The sequence below is a fragment of the Kribbella sp. NPDC050281 genome, from assembly GCF_040655855.1.
Classification (GTDB): Bacteria; Actinomycetota; Actinomycetes; order Propionibacteriales; family Kribbellaceae; genus Kribbella.
Genome location: NZ_JBFAKS010000043.1, coordinates 1 through 17024 on the forward strand (window position 1 = coordinate 1; position 17024 = coordinate 17024).

Below are 17024 nucleotides of genomic sequence, written 5' to 3' on the forward strand. Positions count from 1 at the left end.
CGGTGGCCTCATGGGCCGGCCGGTCGCGCGGAGGACGTCAGCTGTGGCGGATGTGACGGGTCAGCAGCCGGCGCCATGGGGACGGTACGGCGTGCGCACGCCGAGCCTGCGCGGCGGCACGCTGGCGCTCGTCGATGTGGGCACGGGCAACTTCGGGGGTGATCATGATTCCTTCACAGGGTTGTAAGGCGGGATCGTGGCGGGCTGGCCTCGACACTTCAAATTGTACGGCGTGAGTTACGCTCACACAAACGAATTAAAGGCAGATCGAGTGATGTGCCTACGAATCTGCGGTAAACGGGAGGTTCGCGCCATGGACGCGATCGATCGGCAGCTGATCGAGGCACTCCGCCTGAACGGCCGGTCCAGCTGGGCCGAGCTGGGCCGCGTGGTCGGACTGTCCGGCCCGAGCGTGCAGGAACGGGTCCGGCGATTGGAGGAACGCGGCGTACTGCTCGGGTATCGCGCCGTGGTCGCGCCTGAACACGTCGGGCTCGGGACGAGCGCGCTGATCGGGCTGTTCCAGCGCGACGACGTGGAGACCGACGACATCGTCGACCAGGTCCGGGAGATCGAGGCGGTCGAGGACTGCTGGTTCGTCGCCGGCGATCAGGAGCTGGTGGTGAAGGTCCGGGTCGCCGATGTCACCCACCTCGAGGCGGTCGTGGGCACGCTGCGCCGGGTGAACGGCGTAGTCAGGACCCGGACGACTGTCGTGCTGTCGACCCGATGGGAAGGGCGTCCCGCGCCGCTGCCCGAGTGAGCAGCAGTACGACGGCCGCACCGAAGGCAAGCGCCGCCGCCACCGGGTAGAGCAGGTCGGGAACGTGCTGATAGGCCGCACCACCGAGAGCGGGCGCCAAGAACATGCCACTGATGGACGCGGCGGCGTACAGGCTGGAGTAGCGCCCGACCATGCCTTCCGGAGCCGCATCGGCGACGTGAGCCGTGGCAGTCGGCTTGTAGAGCATCTCCCCCGCCGTGATGACCACCATCGCAACCGTCGCCCCGACCAGCGCCGGCCAGACGCCCAGCACCGCCAGCCCCAGACCTACGAGCGCGAAGCCGACTGCGATCACCCGAGTCGATCGATGCGCGCGAAGACGTACGGCGAGCGGCGCCTCGCAGCACACGATGACGGCAGAGCTCAAGCCGATCAGCAGTCCGTAGGCGACTGCCGGCGTACCAGCGTCCCGGAGCAGCAGCGGCATGGTGGCGAACAGCTGCCGGTACACGGTGTCGATGACGACAATCGCCGCCAGCAGAATCAGCACCTGCCTGTCCCGAAGCAGGACCCGCCAAAGTCCACGAGCGACAGCCGAACCAGCACGCGACGCCTGGGGCACCCAACGCCAGATGACCGCCGCCAGCACCAGACTGGTGACGGCGTCGATCACGAACACCAGCGAGAAGTTGTACGCCGCCAGCAACCCTCCCAGCGGAGGCCCGATCGTGAACCCGGCGTTGCTCGCCGTCCGCGACAACGCGATCCCCTCGCGCCGACGCTCAGCCGGAAGCGCGGTCGCTACCAACGCACTCATGTTGGGCCGGCCCGCCCCGCCGAAGAGGCCGGCCAGCATTCCGACGACGATCAGCAGCCCGCCTGGCACGAACCGCATGGCCAGGCAACAGACCGACCAGGCCAGCTGGCTGCCCACCGCGGCCCGGCGGAGGCCGAAGCGGTCCCCGAACCAGCCACCGCCCAGATTGCCTCCGAGCAACCCCACGCCGTACGCCGCCGCGGCGAAGCCAGCCTGCTGCGCGGACATGCCGCGATCCTCAACCAGATACAGCGTCAGGTAGATCCACGCCAGCGCGCCCGCCGCGCTGACCAGTTGCCCGACCATCACCGCCTTGAGCCACGCCGGCAGCTCAGCGATCCGACGCCAGTACATGCTGCCCCCCCAGCTAGAGCACAGGTAGAATGAGTTCCTAACGGGAACTTAGTCGGCCAGCTAGCGTGGTGGCAACCGGATTGGGGGTCGACGTGCGGCGGAGCAGCTTCTCCCCCGAGCCTGACTGTGCGATCGCACAGTCCCTCGGTGTGATCGGCGACGGCTGGGAACTGCTGATCGTGCGCGACCTCGCTCGCGGCCTCGACCGCTTCGACCAACTCGCCGACTCGCTGCACATCTCCCGTAAGGTCCTGACCGAGCGGCTCACCGGCCTGCTCGAGAGCGGGATCGTCGAGCGAACGGCGTACCAGGATCGCCCGACGCGCTACGCCTACCGCCTCACCCCGCGCGGCCGCGCACTGCTGCCCGTGCTGGTTGCTCTGCAGGACTGGGGTGACCGCTGGCTGCTCGGGGACGGTTCGCTCACCGGCACGAACGACGCCGACGAGCCGCCCGCGCACCGGGTCCACGAGCTGGTGGGCCGGCACGTCCCCGAGATCGCTCTGCCGTCCGTCAGCGGCACGACGATCGACGTGGTGGACGCGGACGCCCGCGCGACTGTGCTGTTCGGCTACCCGGCGACCGGTCGGCCGACTCCGTTGCCGGAAGGCTGGGGCGATATCGCCGGTGCGAACGGCTGCACGCTGGAGAACCGCCTCTTCGCCGCCCGGTACGACGAATTCGTCGCCAAGGGAATCGCGGTGCGCGGAGTCAGCACCCAGCGCACCGACGAACAGCAGGCGTTCGCCAAGACCGAGGAGATCTCGCACGTTCTGCTGTCCGACCTGGAGCTGGAATTGACCGCGGCCCTGCGGCTGCCGACCTTCCGCGCGGGCGGGTACGAGCGACTCAAGCGCGTCGTACTCGTGATCGGAGCCGACCGCGTGGTGACAGCCGCGCGGTACCCGGTGACGGACATCGCCGACGCCGTCGATTGGGCCTTCAAGACCGCTTGAAGAACGTCTTCAGCTCGTCGGCCACGCGACCGACCGCCTGAGCACTGCCGCCTGGATTGATCCTACCCGGGTCACTGGACCCACCATGGTCGAGGCCGTCGAACTCGACCCGCCGGCAGTGTGGAAGAACCTTCTCCAGCGTGTCCCGCCAAGGCTTCAACGCCGCGAGACCCTTGCTGCCACCCATCAGCAGCACGTCCGCCGACACCTCGCGGAACGCCTCGAACGTCCCAGCCACCTCGGCGATCAGCGCGCCCTCGTAGTGAATGGTCGGCGCGAGCCTGCGCATCGTGATGGCGTCCGCCCCAGCCTGCCGCTCGTCCTTGACCAACATCTTCTCGGTGATCCGCGTCATCAGCCGCCGCGGCACGACCTTCAGGAACGCCGGCGCCAACTGCAACCCGTACATGCTCGTCACCATCGCACCGGCGAGATTGCCCTCAGCAACCTCTCGATCGAAGCGGATCAGCCACTCCCGATGCGGCGTGGGATTGTCGACAATCGCAGGCTCATACAATGCGACCTTCTGCAGGCCCGGCAGCGTGCGCGCCGCCTCCAGCACAACGGCGCCGCCGGCGCTGACACCAAAGGCGAACTCGGCACCCGCCGCGGTCAGGACCGCCTCAAGATCCTCGACCTCGGTACGCACGGTGTGGTCCGGCCGATGCGGACCGGACAATCCACGTCCGCGGCGATCCGGGAGGTAGACGGTGAAGTCGCCGGCCAACGCCTCGGCGAGCAACGTGTGACTACGGGCGGACTCCATGCTGCCGTGCAGTACGACGACCGCCGGCCCCTGCCCGGTCTTCCAGTAGCCGATCTCGGTGCCGTCGCGGGACTCGACCGCACCCTGGGTCAGTTCTGCTGTTCTCATGACTCGATAGTCACATATTCTCTAGTTTCATTGCAACTAGTATCTCTGACCCCGTAAGCTGACGGCGTGACCTTCCGACGCTCCCCCCTCGCGCTCGCGATCCTCGGCCTGCTGGAGAACGGCCCACTGCACCCGTACGGGATCCAGCGGCTGATCAAGCAATGGGGCAAGGACCAGGTCGTCAACGTCGGCCAACGCACCAGCCTCTACCGGATGATCGTCCGGCTGGAGGACGCCGGCCTGATCACGGCCGGCGCGACCGAGCGGGACGAGCGCTATCCCGAGCGGACCGTCTACCACCTCACCGAGGACGGGCGGACAGCCTGCCGGGAGTGGCTGGCCGAGATCCTGACCACGCCGCGCAACGAGTTCCCCGAGTTCCCGGCGGGACTGTCGTTCGTGATGCTGGTGCCGCCGGAGACCGCCGGCGAGCTGCTGGCGCAACGGCGGGACCACCTGACCAAGCATGTGGCGGAGCTCGACGCCGAGCTGACCCTGGAGGTCGAGGGCGCGCCGATACCCCGGTTCGCGCTGCTCGAGACCGAGTACCAGCGGGCCGTCACGCTGGCCGAGGCGGAATGGATCGACGGGATCCTCGAGGACCTGCGCAGCGGGAGCCTGACCTGGACACCCGGACCGGCATGACGGTCGACGTCTGGTGGGCCCGGATCGACCAGGCCCGCGACGAGTTCGCCACAGATCTGGACGAGGTCGAGCGGGAGCGGCTGGCGGCGTACACACAGACCGACGCACGGGCCCGGTTCCTGCTCGGGTGCACGATGGTACGGCGGTTGCTCGCGGCACGGTTCTCGTTGTCTGCAGCAAATATCCGGCTGGACCGCACCTGCCCGCGCTGCGGTAAGCCGCACGGAAAGGTGCGTGCCGACGGCGTCGAGCTGTCCGTCACCCACGCCGGCGACCTGGTCGGTGTTGCGATCGGTGACCGGCCAGTCGGGATCGATGTGGAGAAGGTCGACCCGCACCTGGACGTCGACGGGCTCGCGCAGGTGGCGTTGACCCCTGAGGAGATTCAGGAACTGAACGGCGTCGACGGACGCGAGAAGGTGCACGCATTCCTCACGTACTGGACGCGGAGGGAGGCTGCGGTGAAGGCGACCGGCGAGGGATTGCCCGCCAAGCCACGCAAGATCACAGCGGGAATCCAGCTCCAGGAGCTGGACGTTGATCCCGACCATGTGGCGGCTCTGGCGGTGGTGTCCGCCGAGCCGCCCGTCGTGAGGACGTTCAGGTTCGGATCTGACCGTCACCGGTGACGACGTACTTGGTCGAGGTCATCTCGGGCAGAGCCATCGGGCCGCGGGCGTGCAGCTTCTGGGTGGAGATGCCGATCTCGGCGCCGAAGCCGAACTCGCCGCCGTCGGTGAACCGCGTGCTGGCGTTGACCACGACCGCGGCCGAGTCGACGGCCTGCACGAACCGGCGCGCGGCGGCCTGCGAACGCGTGATGATCGCATCGGTGTGACCGGAGCTGTAGCGACGGATGTGCTGCACCGCGGACTCGAGCGAGTCGACCACCGCGGCGGACAGGTCGAGCGAGTTGTACTCCGCGCCGAAGTCCTCCTCCGTCGCCGCGACAACATCCTTGCCCGCAGCAACTACAGCGGGATCGCCGTGCACGGTCACGCCCGCTTCGGCCAGCGCAGGCAGGGCTTGCGCCAGGAAGTCCGGGGCCACTGCCGAGTGCACCAGCAGGGATTCGGCCGCGTTGCAGACACTCGGACGCTGAGTCTTCGCGTTGAGCAGGATCGTCAGCGCCAGGTCGAGGTCGGCGTCGGCGTCCACATAGACGTGGCAGTTGCCGACTCCGGTCTCGATCACCGGCACGGTCGACTCGCTGACCACGGTCTGGATCAGGCCGGCGCCACCGCGCGGAATCAGTACGTCGACCAGCCCACGCGCCTGCATGAGCTCCTTCACCGCGGCGCGCTCAGTCGGCACACCCTGGACCACGTCCGCGGGTAATCCGGCCGAGGCGGCGGCGGATCGCAGTACGGCGATGATCGCGTCGTTGGACGCGGCGGCCGAGGACGAACCGCGCAGCAGGACCGCATTGCCCGACTTGAGGCAGATGCCGGCCGCGTCGGCGGTCACGTTCGGGCGCGCCTCGTAGATGATCCCGACGACGCCGAACGGCACGCGGACCTGGCGAAGCTCCAACCCGTTCGGCAGCGTGTAGCCGCGGACGACCTCACCGACCGGGTCGGTCAGTCCGGCAAGCTGCTCCAGCCCCGCGGCCATCGCGTCCACCCGGCTCGGGTCCAGCGCCAGCCGATCCACCGTGGACTCCGGCGTACCAGCCTCACGGGCCGACGCGACGTCCTTCGCGTTCGCCGCGACGATCGCGTCCGTGTTCGCCCGCAACGCCGCCGCCATTGCGTGCAACGCCGCATCCTTCGTCGCCCGCGAAGCCTCGGCCAACGCGTACGACGCTTCCCGCGCCCGCCTGGCCAGCTCGATGATCTCGCTCATGGTTCATCCTAGGTCGATCGGTTCACAGCAGGACCAGGTCGTCTCGGTGGACGACCTCGCGTTCGTACGCCGCTCCGAGTTCGCGCGCGAGGTCGCGCGTCGATCGGCCCAGCAGGTCAGGGAGTTCGCTGGCGTCGTAGTTGACCAGGCCGCGCGCAATGACCGCCCCGGACGGCGACACGAGGTCGACCGGATCGCCGGCCGAGAACGTGCCTTCGACCTTCGAGATGCCGGCCGGCAGGAGCGACGTACGGCGCTCTGTCACTGCCCGTACGGCGCCCTCGTCCAGGTGGAGCCGGCCCTGACCCGAGGTGGCGTGGGCGAGCCAGAGCAGACGGGTCTTGCGACGACGGCCGGTGGGGTGGAAGAGGGTTCCGACGGGCAGACCCTTCAGCGCCTCCCCAACGCGACCGGCAGACGTGAGGACGACTGGAATCCCTGCCTCCGTGGCGATCGCGGCCGCCTCGACCTTCGTCTGCATGCCACCGGTGCCCACACTCGACGACCCGGTACGACCGATCCGCAACGGGGCCAGATCAGCGGGACCACGAACGTCGGTGACCATCGACGTCCCCGGCTTGCGCGGATCCCCGTCGTACAACCCGTCGACGTCGGACAACAGAAGCAGCAGATTGGCGTGCACGAGGTGACTGGTCAGCGCGGCGAGCCGGTCGTTGTCGCCGAACCGGATCTCCGTGGTGGCGACTGTGTCGTTCTCGTTGACGATCGGTACGACGCCCAGCTCGAGCAACCGCGCGAACGTCCGGTAGGCGTTGCGGTAGTGGCTCCGCCGGGTCACGTCGTCGACCGTGAGCAGCACCTGGCCGACCCGCAGACCATGCGCCGCGAAAGCGTCGCTGTAGCGGGCCATCAGCAGCCCCTGCCCGACCGATGCGGCCGCTTGCTGCGTCGCCAGGTCACGCGGTCGCGACCGCAGGCCCATCGGGGCCAGGCCGGCGGCGATCGCGCCGGACGAGACGAGCACGACCTCGGTCCCCTCCACCCGTCGCGCCGCGATGGCGTCGACGAGCAGCCGGAGCCGTTCGAGGTCGATCTTGCCGCGCTGGGTCAGCGACGACGAGCCGACCTTCACGACGATCCGCGTGGCCTCGACGGCCTCCGCGCGTTCCTTCATGAAATCAACCGTTCTGGTCGAGTTCCTTCTGCAGTTCGAGCTCGCGCGCTTCCTTGCGCGCCAGCTTCGCCGCAGCTTCAGCTGCTCGTTTGGACTCGGCCGGAGACAGGTCCACCTCGTCCTCGACCCAGCCCGCGCCGTACTCCGACAGGTCGGACGTCGACTCCCCCGCCCGGTGGGCGTGGTACTCGGTGTCCTTCGTCCGCCGCCGTTGGACCGCGGGACGCGGCTCCTCCAGCCGGTGGTCCTCGCCGCGCCGGGCCAGGATCTCCGCGCCGGCCTGGACCTCGGGCGCGAAGTCGAACACGATCGCGTTCGGCCCGTCGCCGATGACGACCGCGTCGCCCTCCATCGCGCCGCGCTCCAGCAGTTCCTTCTCCACCCCGAGCCGGTTCAGCCGGTCGGCCAGGTAGCCGGTCGCCTCCGCGTTCGCGAAGTCGGTCTGCTTGACCCAGCGCTCGGGCTTCTCGCCCTGCACCAGCCAGCCGCCGTCGTCCGGCAACTTCTTCACCTTGAACTCGGGCCCGCCCTGGACCTGCGGCCGAATCACGATCCGCGTGGTGTCGGGCTTCTCCTCCTCGGCACGCCGCCGCATGACGATCTCCGCCATCGCGAACTTCAGGGCTTCGAGACCCTCGTGCGAAGCGGTCGAGATCGGGAACACCCGCAGCCCGCGCTGCTCCAGCTCGGCCTGCACCATCTCCGCGATCTCGCGGGCGTCCGGTACGTCGATCTTGTTCAGGGCAACGAGTCGCGGCCGGTCCTCCAGGCCGCCGTGCGCCTGCAGCTCCGCCTCGATCGTGTCCAGGTCACTCAGCGGGTCCCGGCCAGGCTCGTACGTCGCACAGTCGATGACGTGCACGAGCGCCGCACACCGCTCCACGTGCCGCAGGAAGTCGTGGCCGAGTCCGCGGCCCTCGCTCGCACCCTCGATCAGCCCGGGTACGTCGGCCACGGTGAACGTCGTGTCGCCCGCGACGACGACCCCCAGGTTCGGGATCAGGGTGGTGAACGGGTAGTCGGCGATCTTCGGCCGGGCCCGGCTGATCGACGCGACCAGCGACGACTTGCCTGCGCTCGGGAACCCGACCAGGCCGATGTCCGCGACCACCTTGAGCTCGAGGACGAGCGTCCGCTCCTCGCCGTCCTCACCGAGGAGCGCGAAACCGGGCGCCTTGCGGGCGCTGCTGGCGAGTGCCGCGTTGCCGAGACCACCCTTGCCACCCTGCGCCGCGACGAACTCCGCACCGGTCCCGACGAGATCCGCGAGCACGACGCCGTCCGCGGTACTGATGACCGTGCCGTCGGGAACGCCGAGGACCACGTCGCCGCCGTTGCTGCCGGCCTGGTGGTCACCCTTGCCCTGGGCACCGTTCGTCGCGGTGCGGTGGCTGGAGCGGTGGTAGTCGACCAGCGTGGTCACGTCCTGGTCGACGCGCAGGATCACGCTGCCGCCGTCGCCGCCGTTGCCGCCGTCCGGACCGCCGAGGGGCTTGAACTTCTCCCGGTGCACCGAGGCGCAGCCGTTTCCGCCGCGGCCCGCGGTGACATGCACCGTGACCCGGTCGACAAAGCTGGGAATCGCCATCGGTGTCTACTTCCTGTTGGTTCTTCTACTGCAAGGTTCTCTTACACAGCAGAAGGGCGGGTCCGCGGTATTCCGCGACCCGCCCTTCTCAGAGCTCGTGAAACGTCCGGGTGGCGGTGTTACTCCGCCGGGGCCGGGACGATGTTGACGACGCGGCGACCGCGCCGGGTGCCGAACTCCACCTTGCCCTCGGCCAGCGCGAACAGCGTGTCGTCGCCGCCACGGCCGACCAGGTTGCCCGGGTGGAAGTGCGTGCCCCGCTGGCGGACGATGATCTCGCCGGCGTTGACCAGCTGACCGCCGTACCGCTTCACACCGAGGCGCTGCGCGTTGGAGTCGCGACCGTTGCGGGTCGACGCCGCTCCCTTTTTGTGTGCCATCTCTGGATCAGCTCACTTCTTCTTAGCGTCGATCGCGGTGACCTTGACCTGGGTGTAGTGCTGACGGTGCCCCTGGCGCTTGCGGTAACCGGTCTTGTTCTTGTACTTGAGGATGTGGATCTTGGGACCCTTGGTACGACCCAGGACCTCGGCCGAAACGGCCACCTTGGCCAGCGCCGCGGCATCGGTCGTCACGGTGTCGCCGTCAACGACCATGACCGCCGGGAGGGACACGGTGTCGCCCACCTCGTCCGTCAGGCTGTCGATCTCGATGACATCGCCGACGGCGACCTTCTGCTGGGTGCCGCCACTGCGCACGATCGCGTACACCGTGGATCTCACTCTCTGCTGGTTCGGAAAACTTACGGGGGCCTGCACAGACCTCTAGCGGCCCACACAAACATGGCACGCTGAACGCGCGCCGACGCCCAAGTTTACGGGTCGGCTCACAGACGGGTCAAACCGGGTCAGCTCCCCGTGGAGACGAGCTCCGTGGCGTCGTTGGTCGCACCGGCCTCGGTGTTACCAGCATCACCCTCGGTCGCCGCCTTGCCACGGCCCCGGCTGCTCCGCCGGCGCCTGCTGCTCCCGTTCTTCGCAACCTCGGCCGGAGCCGCCTCAGCCGAAGCCGCCTCGGCGCCCACCGTCGTGGTCGACTCAGCCGTCTCGGTCGGGAATCCGGTCGCCTCCGGACTCACCGGTACGTCGTTTGCCCCGGAGGCCGGGTAGCCAGTCGGAGTCTCCGTCGTACCGGCCTCGTTGTCCTTCTTCGCGTCGAGCGCTGACGCAGCGGCGATCTGGGCCAGTCGCTGGGCGGCGTCGGCGTTGTGCTGCGAGGTGTCCTCGGCCGGCTGCTCGTCCTCGGCACGGCCCTTGCCCCGCCTGCGGCGCGAGCTCTTGCGGCCACCGTCGTCAGTCTGCGCGGCCGCGGGCTTGTTGTCCTGGCCGTTGCCGTTGCGGCTGTCCCGGCGACGGGACTCCTTCGGCTCGTCGTGCAGGATCAGGCCGCGGCCACCGCAGTGGTCACAGTTCTCGCTGAACGCCTCGAGCAGACCGGTGCCGATCCGCTTGCGGGTCATCTGGACCAGGCCGAGCGAGGTGACCTCGGCCACCTGGTGCTTGGTCCGGTCGCGGCCCAGGCACTCGACCAGTCGGCGCAGCACCAGGTCGCGGTTCGACTCCAGCACCATGTCGATGAAGTCGATCACGATGATGCCGCCGATGTCGCGGAGCCGGAGCTGCCGGACGATCTCCTCGGCCGCCTCCAGGTTGTTCTTGGTGACGGTCTCCTCGAGGTTGCCGCCGGAGCCGGTGAACTTGCCGGTGTTCACGTCGACGACCGTCATCGCCTCGGTCCGGTCGATGATCAGCGAACCACCGGACGGCAGCCACACCTTGCGGTCCAGCGCCTTCTTGATCTGCTCGTCGATCCGGAAGTTCGAGAAGACGTCGCCGTCGCCGGTCCACTTCTCCACCCGGTCGGCCAGATGCGGGGCGACGTCGGAGACATACTCGCGCACCTGGTCGTAGGCGTCGTCACCGGAGATCACCAGCTTGGTGAAGTCCTCGGTGAACAGGTCGCGGACGACCCGGATCAGCAGGTCCGGTTCACCGTGCAGCAGCTGCGGGGCCTGGCCGTTCTTCGACTTCTTGTCGATGTCGTTCCAGTACTTCTGCAGGCGGCTGACGTCGGCGGTCAGCTCCTCCTCGGACGCGCCCTCGGCCGCGGTCCGGACGATCACGCCCGCCTCGTCGGGGACGATGTCCTTGAGGATGGTCTTCAGGCGGTTCCGCTCGGTGTCGGGCAGTTTGCGGCTGATGCCGCCGTTGCCGCCACGCGGTACGTAGACGACGTACCGGCCGGGCAGGCTGATTTGGTTGGTCAGCCGGGCGCCCTTGTGACCGATCGGATCCTTGGTCACCTGGACCAGGACCGCCTGGCCGGACTTGAGCACCTGCTCGATCTTGCGCGGGCCATTGGCCCCGCCGAGCGTGGCCCAGTCGACCTCACCGGCGTACAGGACGGCGTTGCGGCCCTTGCCGATGTCGATGAACGCGGCCTCCATGCTGGGCAGCACGTTCTGCACCCGGCCGAGGTACACGTTGCCGATCAGCGAGACCTGCTCCTCCTGGGCGACGTAGTGCTCGACCAGGACGTTGTCCTCGGAGACGGCGATCTGGGTCAGGTCACCCCGGGCGCGGATCACCATGGTCCGCTCGACCGACTCACGCCGGGCCAGGAACTCGGCCTCGGTGACGATCGGCGCGCGGCGGCGGCCGGCCGCCCGGCCCTCGCGGCGACGCTGCTTCTTCGCCTCCAGCCGGGTCGAGCCCTCGACCGCGGTGATCTCGTTCGCGGTGTTCTTGCTGCGCGGCTCGCGCACCCGGACGACGGTCTCGTCGGGGTCGTCGGGCGACGTGGCGCCCTCCTCGCCCTTGCGGCGGCGACGGCGACGACGGCGCCGGGACGAACTGCCCGAGCCTTCCTCATCGCCGTCGGCGGAAGCGTCCTGCTCGTCGTCGGAGCCGGACTCGGCCTCCGGCTCGTCCTGCTCGTCGTCGTCGGACTGCTCGTCCGAGCTGTCCTCGGCGCCATCGGCGTCACCGGACTTGCGGCGGCGACGGCCACCGCGGCGACGACGGCGGCGACGCGTGCCCTCGCCACCTTCCTCGCCGTCCTCGGACTGCGCGTCCGACTCCGGCTGGGCGTCCGCGGACTCGTCCTCGGCTGCCTTGTCCACCGGAACAGCGGTCTGCTCGGTGCTGGTCTCTTCGGCGGTGGCCTCACGGGCCTCCGCGTCACGACCGCGACGGCTGCGGCGGCGCCGCGTGGTCGTCGGCTGCTCGTCGGCACCCGGCTCCGGAGTCGCCTCCGCGGCCTCCGAGGTGGCCTTGGCAGTCTCCGGAGCCGTCTTGGCAGTCTCCGGAGTGGTCTCAGGGGTCGTCTTGGCTGTCGCCTCGACCGGGCTGGTCGCCGCGGCCTGCGCGGGAGCCTGAGCCGGTACGTCGGTGGGCGCCTGGAACAGCACTGCCGCAGCGGCCGGAGCACGCCGGCGGGTCCGACGCGTGGTCGGCTCCTCAGCCGGGGTCTCGGCCTCTTCCTCAGCCTTCGGGAAGATCGTGCTGGGCGCCTCGTCGGAGGCGGTGGTCGCGGTGGTGGTCGTGGTCTTGGCACCGCGGCGGCGAGACGACCGGGTCGAGGCCGGCGCGGCGTCGGCCGCGGCTCCGGACGGGTCCACGGCGTCGGCGACAGGGCCGTCTGTGACCGGCGAATCCGTGCTGGTCAGGTCGGTCGCGGCAGCCTTCCTCGAGGTGCGCTTCCGGGTGGTCTTCTTCGCCGGCGCCGCGGCGTTCTCCACGACCGGGCCCGCGTCGGCGGTGGTCGTGTCGGGCGCGGTGTTCTCGCTCAGCTCCGGGAACGTGTCCTGGGCGGCGGTCTTCTTCGCCGGGCGCTTGGCGGTGGTCTTCTTCGCGGCCGTCTTGGCCGCGGCCTTCTTCACCGGGGTCTTCTTGGCGACAGCCTTCTTGGCAGCCGTCTTCTTCACCGGAGCCGGGTCGGCGGTCTCGCCGTCGGACTGGGTGGGAACCACCTCGGCGGCGGCCGTCTTGGCCGTGCGCTTGCGGGTGGTCGTCTTCTTCGCGGCAGCCTTCTTCGCGGTCCGGCCGGTGCTGGGCTGCTGGGCGGTGGCAGCCGTCTCGGCTGCCTCGGTAGTCGGCTCGTTGTCGAGCATGCGGTACGGGTCTCCTCAAGCCTTCCGGCGCAGCCTGCGACCCTGTCACGGGTCCGGCGCAGCCACTCCGAAAGGCGGTCACGGTTCGCCGTGCGGCACTCGTCGGTGCCGGCGCGGCGGAAGCCTGCTGGATCCGCTCCGCCCGCGCTCAGGGCACAGAGGGAGCGGCGGCGTCGCCCTCCGCTGGATGCGTCTGGTGGGGACCTACCTGGCCGGTCGCGGTCGCCTGGGTGGCGTCGCGGTCACGAGCGAGCGGGTCGTCCACCGTGCCGGTGGCCGCGATGAGCGGGCCCTGGGCGAGCCTGGTCAGAAGAGCCGGGCCCGTCACCGGGAGCGTCGCTACCTCTAGCACGCCGGCGAGAACGTCGTCGGGTCTCACGGCCGGGGTTCCGTGCCGTAACACCACTTGCAGTATCGCACACGTCGCAACCGGCGCCGGTTCGTGCGCGACGGTGAGTCGCAGAACGGCACCCCGACAGTCGAACGAGCGAAGACCCCGTTTGGTCATGCGCTCGACCAGAATTTCCTCTCGGGCCAGGAACGCCTCCACCGCCGCGGCGGCTACCTCGGGATCCACCCCAGGCAACGCGATCCGCCACTCGCTCGCCTCCAGCCGCTCGGCCAGCGGCCCGGGGCCGGCGACAACCACCTCGAGTACGTCGAGCCCGGGCGGCAGCGCCTCGTCCAGCGCGGCCCGGACCTGTTCGGCGTCCCGCTCGTGTGTGAGCGAGATCTCCAGGTACTCCGCCTCGGACGCGGCTCCGGTCGGCGCGGCACCGGCGTACGAGATCTTCGGGTGCGGGCTGAAGCCGTGTGAGAACGCCACCGGGAGCTCGGCGCGGCGGACGGCGCGCTCGAACGCCCGCTGGAAGTCGCGGTGTGAGGTGAATCGCAGCCGCCCGCGCTTGGCGAACCGGACCCGCAGTTTCTGGACCGCGGGAAGTTGCTGCGACGGCGGAGCTTGAACAGGTGCCACGCCCGCCATCCTCTCAGGATCCGATGGCAGGTTGTTTCACCACTGACGGGTTAGAACCGGTCAGCGGTGAAATAACCCGCCAGGGAACACCAGGGAATGCGCTTTCCGGGTTAGGGCTGGGCGGCGGACTTGCCGGTGAGGTAGAGGGCCCAGCCGAGGAGGCCGAAGGAGACGAGCATCAGCACGGTGCGTAGCAGATTGAAGGCGCGCCACCGGGCCTCGTCGAAGGCTGCGCGGGCGGCGGCGACGTCGATGGTGGCCGGGTCGCCGGCCGCCTTGAGGGCGTCGTTGAGCGGGACGTTGACCGCGATCGTCACGATGATCGTGATCAGGTTGAGGGCGAAGGCCACCGCGAGCCACGGCAGCGCCGGCTCCTTCAGGCTGAGCAGACCGGCCAGCAGCGTGAACACCGCCGAGCCGACGAACCCGAGGAGCAGGAAGACCGGGTTGAGGATGGCCCGGTCGACCGCCTGGAACGCGCCGGCGAAGGTCTTGTCGTCGGTCGTGGCCAGGCCGGGCATGAAGGCGTTCGAGTAGATCGCGTACACGCCCGCCATCAGCCCGGTGGTGATCGTGGCCGCCATCAGCGCCGCCACCCGCAGTCCGTTCATCTCACTCCTCCAGTACGGCGGGAAGGCCCCGCACCGGAAAGCTATGGCACCGCGCAGCCCACGGACATGTCAGCGAATCTCACGTCCATGTCCGCGCAACTCACAACCGCGCGCACTGCCCGGAACGCGGCCCCGAGACCTGGTTGGGCGCCTGCAGATTCACCGGAGCCGGCGCGTTCCCCGAGCAACTCAGCGGCCCGTTGACCGTGTTCCCAGCCAGTACGGCGGCCTCCGTCGTACGTCCCCCGGTCACGGATACCGGCCCGTTGACCGAGGACCCGACCGCGACCACGCTCCGGGTAACGCCGTCGGCGGTCACCGGTCCGGCCACCGTGCTCCGCAGCACCTGGAGATCGGCCGCCCTGTCGGCCCGGACCGGACCCACGATGCGAGTGCCGGTGGCAACCAACGAAGCGCCTGACCGGACCAGCACCGGGCCGTCGATCGTGGCATCGACCAGGCAGGTGACGCCGGATCCCACCACCAGTGGACCGTTGTGGACTCCGGTCACGGTCGACGTGCAGGCCGGTGCAGGTCGAAGGAGCGTGACCGCGAACCGGCGCGGGGTCCCGATGTTGCCGGTGGCATCGATGGCGCGGTACTCGACCTGGTGCCGGCCGAACCCGGGCGGTACGTCGTCCCACGGCACCACCCGCGGCATCCCGAGCTTGCCGTAGACGAGCTGGTCGATCTCCGTCCCCTCGGCGGTGAACCGGAACGGCGCGGACGCGTCCGTCGGCCAGCCGAAGTGGTTGTACCAACCGTCCCCGTCGACCCGGAACTCAGGAACGACGTACCCGGCGCTGTCGTCCGTCGCGGCGAGACTCATGGTGAACGCGTCGTTGTAGATGTACTCCGGCCCGGTCGCCTTCTGCACGGTCAGCAACGGCTTCGACAGCGTGGACTTCACCACCGGCTCGACCCCGTCGACCGACCAGGTCAGCGTCTGGTCGCCGACGCTCGCGGTCAGCGTGTGCCGCCCGGTCAGGTGGAGCAGCTCGAGGTCGAAGTCCCGGTCATTGCCCGGGTTGGCGACCGGCGCACCGTCGAGCCGCCACGTGATCGACGGCTGCTCGGTCGAAGACTGTGTCGTCTCGGCGTACACCACCTCGTCGGCGCTCACCGGATGCTCGGTCGACGTCGACCCGGTGAACATCACCGGCTCCGCCGCCGGGGACGCCGTCATCGTGGTGTTCACGGTCCAGGAGCGGGTCGAAGTCGGTCGTACGGCGGGATCCCGGATGTACTCGGTGGGGTCGACGACCTTCGCGGTCAGCGTGTGCTGACCGGGCGTGAGGTCGAGGGCCGCGAGGTCGACGGCACGGGCGTTCGCGGTCGGGAGCGCCGTACCGTCCAAGGTCCAGGTGACGTCGAGCTCGTGGCTCAGCGGGTGCAGGGTCTGCAGCCAGACGACCTGGTCACCGGCCACCTGACCGACCGGCGTGCTGTCCTGGAAGAGGTTGGTCCGGGACGAGATCCGCTGCGTCATCCGCTCCCGGGAGACCTGGTCGAAGTAGTAGCCGAGTGCCTTCATCATCGAGTGCCTGCTGGGTCGCCAGACCCCGGACCCGGCGTACATGCCGCCCTCGTACCGGCCGATCGTGCCGCCGGACTCTGACGGCTCACCGAGCCAGCGATACCACTTCTTCTGCTGGTCCCGCATCTGCTGCTCGGTCAGCAAGGTGTGGTGGATCGAGGACGGCTCCGGCCCTTCGTACGGCGCTCCACGCTCACCGCGGGCGTAGTAGTCGTACTCGTCCTGGAGGCCACCGAGCGAGTGACCGAGCTCGTGCGGGGTGATCAGTGCGGAGAGCGCGTTGCCGCCGGACGCGGTCGCGTAGGCGCCACCGGCGCCGCCGTACGTGGCACTGTTGCCGATAGCAAGGATCTGGCGGTTGGCGCCGGTCGTGCCGGGGACCAGGTCGGCGTACTGGGTCGCGGCGCCGGAGTCGACGGTGAGCAGGCGCTGGACGCTGCCCGGGTTGCAGCCGCCCCAGAAGCCCATCTGCAGTGGGGTGTCGACCTGCGGTGAGGTGAGGTCCGGGTCGCAGTCGACGCCGCTCTCGGGCGAGGTGATCTCGACGGCGTACACGTTGAAGTAGTCGCGGTACGACTTGAACGGCTCGATGCTCCACAGGATGTTGAGGTGCTTGTCCACCTGCTCGCGAAACTTCGGCAGCTCGGCGGCGGTGTAGCCGTCGCCCATCACCACCAGGTTGAACCGGGACGCCGCCGGACCAGTGACCTGGATCGGGACGACGGTCGCCGAGGCCTCCGTCGTACTGGCTCCGGCCGCCGTCGGCAGGCCCGCGAACACCGCCGCGACCACCCCGAGAACTGCCACGAATCGTCTGGTCCGCATGACCCCTCCCAGTGTGGGCGACACTG

The 17024-nt window shown here is 69.3% G+C and carries 16 protein-coding genes; 4 read left to right on the plus strand and 12 right to left on the minus strand.

What is annotated here, in order from left to right; translation table 11 throughout:
* Positions 1-37: 37 nt before the first annotated feature.
* Positions 38-166 carry a hypothetical protein gene (locus AB0I34_RS35165; RefSeq protein ID WP_360453709.1) on the minus strand — a complete coding sequence of 43 codons (129 nt, stop codon included), beginning with the start codon at positions 164-166 and terminating at the stop codon, positions 38-40.
* Positions 167-313: 147 nt separating this feature from the next.
* Here AB0I34_RS35165 and AB0I34_RS35170 point away from each other — a divergent pair, with 147 nt between their 5' ends.
* Positions 314-763, plus strand: a complete 450-nt coding sequence (locus AB0I34_RS35170) for an Lrp/AsnC family transcriptional regulator (RefSeq protein WP_131349810.1) — start codon at positions 314-316, stop codon at positions 761-763.
* Here AB0I34_RS35170 and AB0I34_RS35175 read toward each other — a convergent pair.
* A complete protein-coding gene (locus AB0I34_RS35175; protein ID WP_360453713.1) occupies positions 696-1895 on the minus strand; it encodes an MFS transporter in 1200 nt (399 codons plus the stop codon). The genes AB0I34_RS35170 and AB0I34_RS35175 overlap by 68 nt on opposite strands.
* A 68-nt stretch (positions 1896-1963) precedes the next feature.
* On the opposite strand from AB0I34_RS35175, the gene AB0I34_RS35180 reads away from it, so the two are divergent.
* Positions 1964-2851: a winged helix-turn-helix transcriptional regulator gene (locus AB0I34_RS35180; RefSeq protein ID WP_360453716.1), complete on the plus strand. Its 888-nt coding sequence runs from the start codon at positions 1964-1966 to the stop codon at positions 2849-2851.
* Here AB0I34_RS35180 and AB0I34_RS35185 read toward each other — a convergent pair.
* On the minus strand, positions 2838-3725 hold the full coding sequence (locus tag AB0I34_RS35185; RefSeq protein ID WP_360453719.1) for an alpha/beta hydrolase: 888 nt from the start codon (positions 3723-3725) through the stop codon (positions 2838-2840). The genes AB0I34_RS35180 and AB0I34_RS35185 overlap by 14 nt on opposite strands.
* A gap of 66 nt (positions 3726-3791) precedes the next feature.
* Here AB0I34_RS35185 and AB0I34_RS35190 point away from each other — a divergent pair, with 66 nt between their 5' ends.
* Entirely contained in the window at positions 3792-4370 is a 579-nt protein-coding gene (locus AB0I34_RS35190) for a PadR family transcriptional regulator (RefSeq protein WP_360453722.1), read from the plus strand.
* Positions 4367-4999, plus strand: coding sequence for a 4'-phosphopantetheinyl transferase superfamily protein (locus tag AB0I34_RS35195; RefSeq protein ID WP_360453725.1), 633 nt, complete (start codon positions 4367-4369; stop codon positions 4997-4999). Before AB0I34_RS35190 ends, AB0I34_RS35195 begins: the two co-directional genes overlap by 4 nt.
* On the opposite strand, the gene AB0I34_RS35200 is transcribed toward AB0I34_RS35195, so the two are convergent.
* From AB0I34_RS35200 to AB0I34_RS35240, 9 genes are all read right to left on the minus strand, one after another.
* Positions 4971-6215 (minus strand): glutamate-5-semialdehyde dehydrogenase, encoded by a 1245-nt coding sequence (locus tag AB0I34_RS35200; RefSeq protein ID WP_360453728.1) that lies wholly within the window; start codon positions 6213-6215, stop codon positions 4971-4973. The two genes, AB0I34_RS35195 and AB0I34_RS35200, sit on opposite strands and share 29 nt — an antisense overlap.
* Before the next feature lie 22 nt (positions 6216-6237).
* Positions 6238-7350, minus strand: a complete 1113-nt coding sequence (gene proB, locus AB0I34_RS35205; protein WP_360453733.1) for a glutamate 5-kinase — start codon at positions 7348-7350, stop codon at positions 6238-6240.
* Between the two features lie 4 nt (positions 7351-7354).
* Positions 7355-8938: a GTPase ObgE gene (obgE, locus tag AB0I34_RS35210; protein ID WP_360453736.1), complete on the minus strand. Its 1584-nt coding sequence runs from the start codon at positions 8936-8938 to the stop codon at positions 7355-7357.
* 119 nt (positions 8939-9057) lie between these two features.
* Entirely contained in the window at positions 9058-9318 is a 261-nt protein-coding gene (gene rpmA, locus AB0I34_RS35215) for a 50S ribosomal protein L27 (protein WP_132405181.1), read from the minus strand.
* A 12-nt stretch (positions 9319-9330) separates the two neighbouring features.
* Complete coding sequence (gene rplU, locus AB0I34_RS35220) at positions 9331-9648, minus strand: 50S ribosomal protein L21 (protein ID WP_131349790.1); 318 nt, start codon at positions 9646-9648, stop codon at positions 9331-9333.
* A 137-nt stretch (positions 9649-9785) separates the two neighbouring features.
* Entirely contained in the window at positions 9786-13049 is a 3264-nt protein-coding gene (locus tag AB0I34_RS35225; protein ID WP_360453739.1) for an Rne/Rng family ribonuclease, read from the minus strand.
* Positions 13050-13197: 148 nt separating this feature from the next.
* On the minus strand, positions 13198-14025 hold the full coding sequence (locus AB0I34_RS35230; protein WP_360453742.1) for a TIGR03936 family radical SAM-associated protein: 828 nt from the start codon (positions 14023-14025) through the stop codon (positions 13198-13200).
* A 110-nt stretch (positions 14026-14135) separates the two neighbouring features.
* Positions 14136-14636, minus strand: a complete 501-nt coding sequence (locus AB0I34_RS35235; protein ID WP_360453745.1) for a DUF1772 domain-containing protein — start codon at positions 14634-14636, stop codon at positions 14136-14138.
* Positions 14637-14736: 100 nt separating this feature from the next.
* The gene (locus tag AB0I34_RS35240; protein WP_360453748.1) at positions 14737-16998 is read right to left on the minus strand and encodes a M64 family metallopeptidase; all 2262 of its coding nucleotides are present in this window, start codon (positions 16996-16998) and stop codon (positions 14737-14739) included.
* Between the last annotated feature and the right edge of the window lie 26 nt (positions 16999-17024).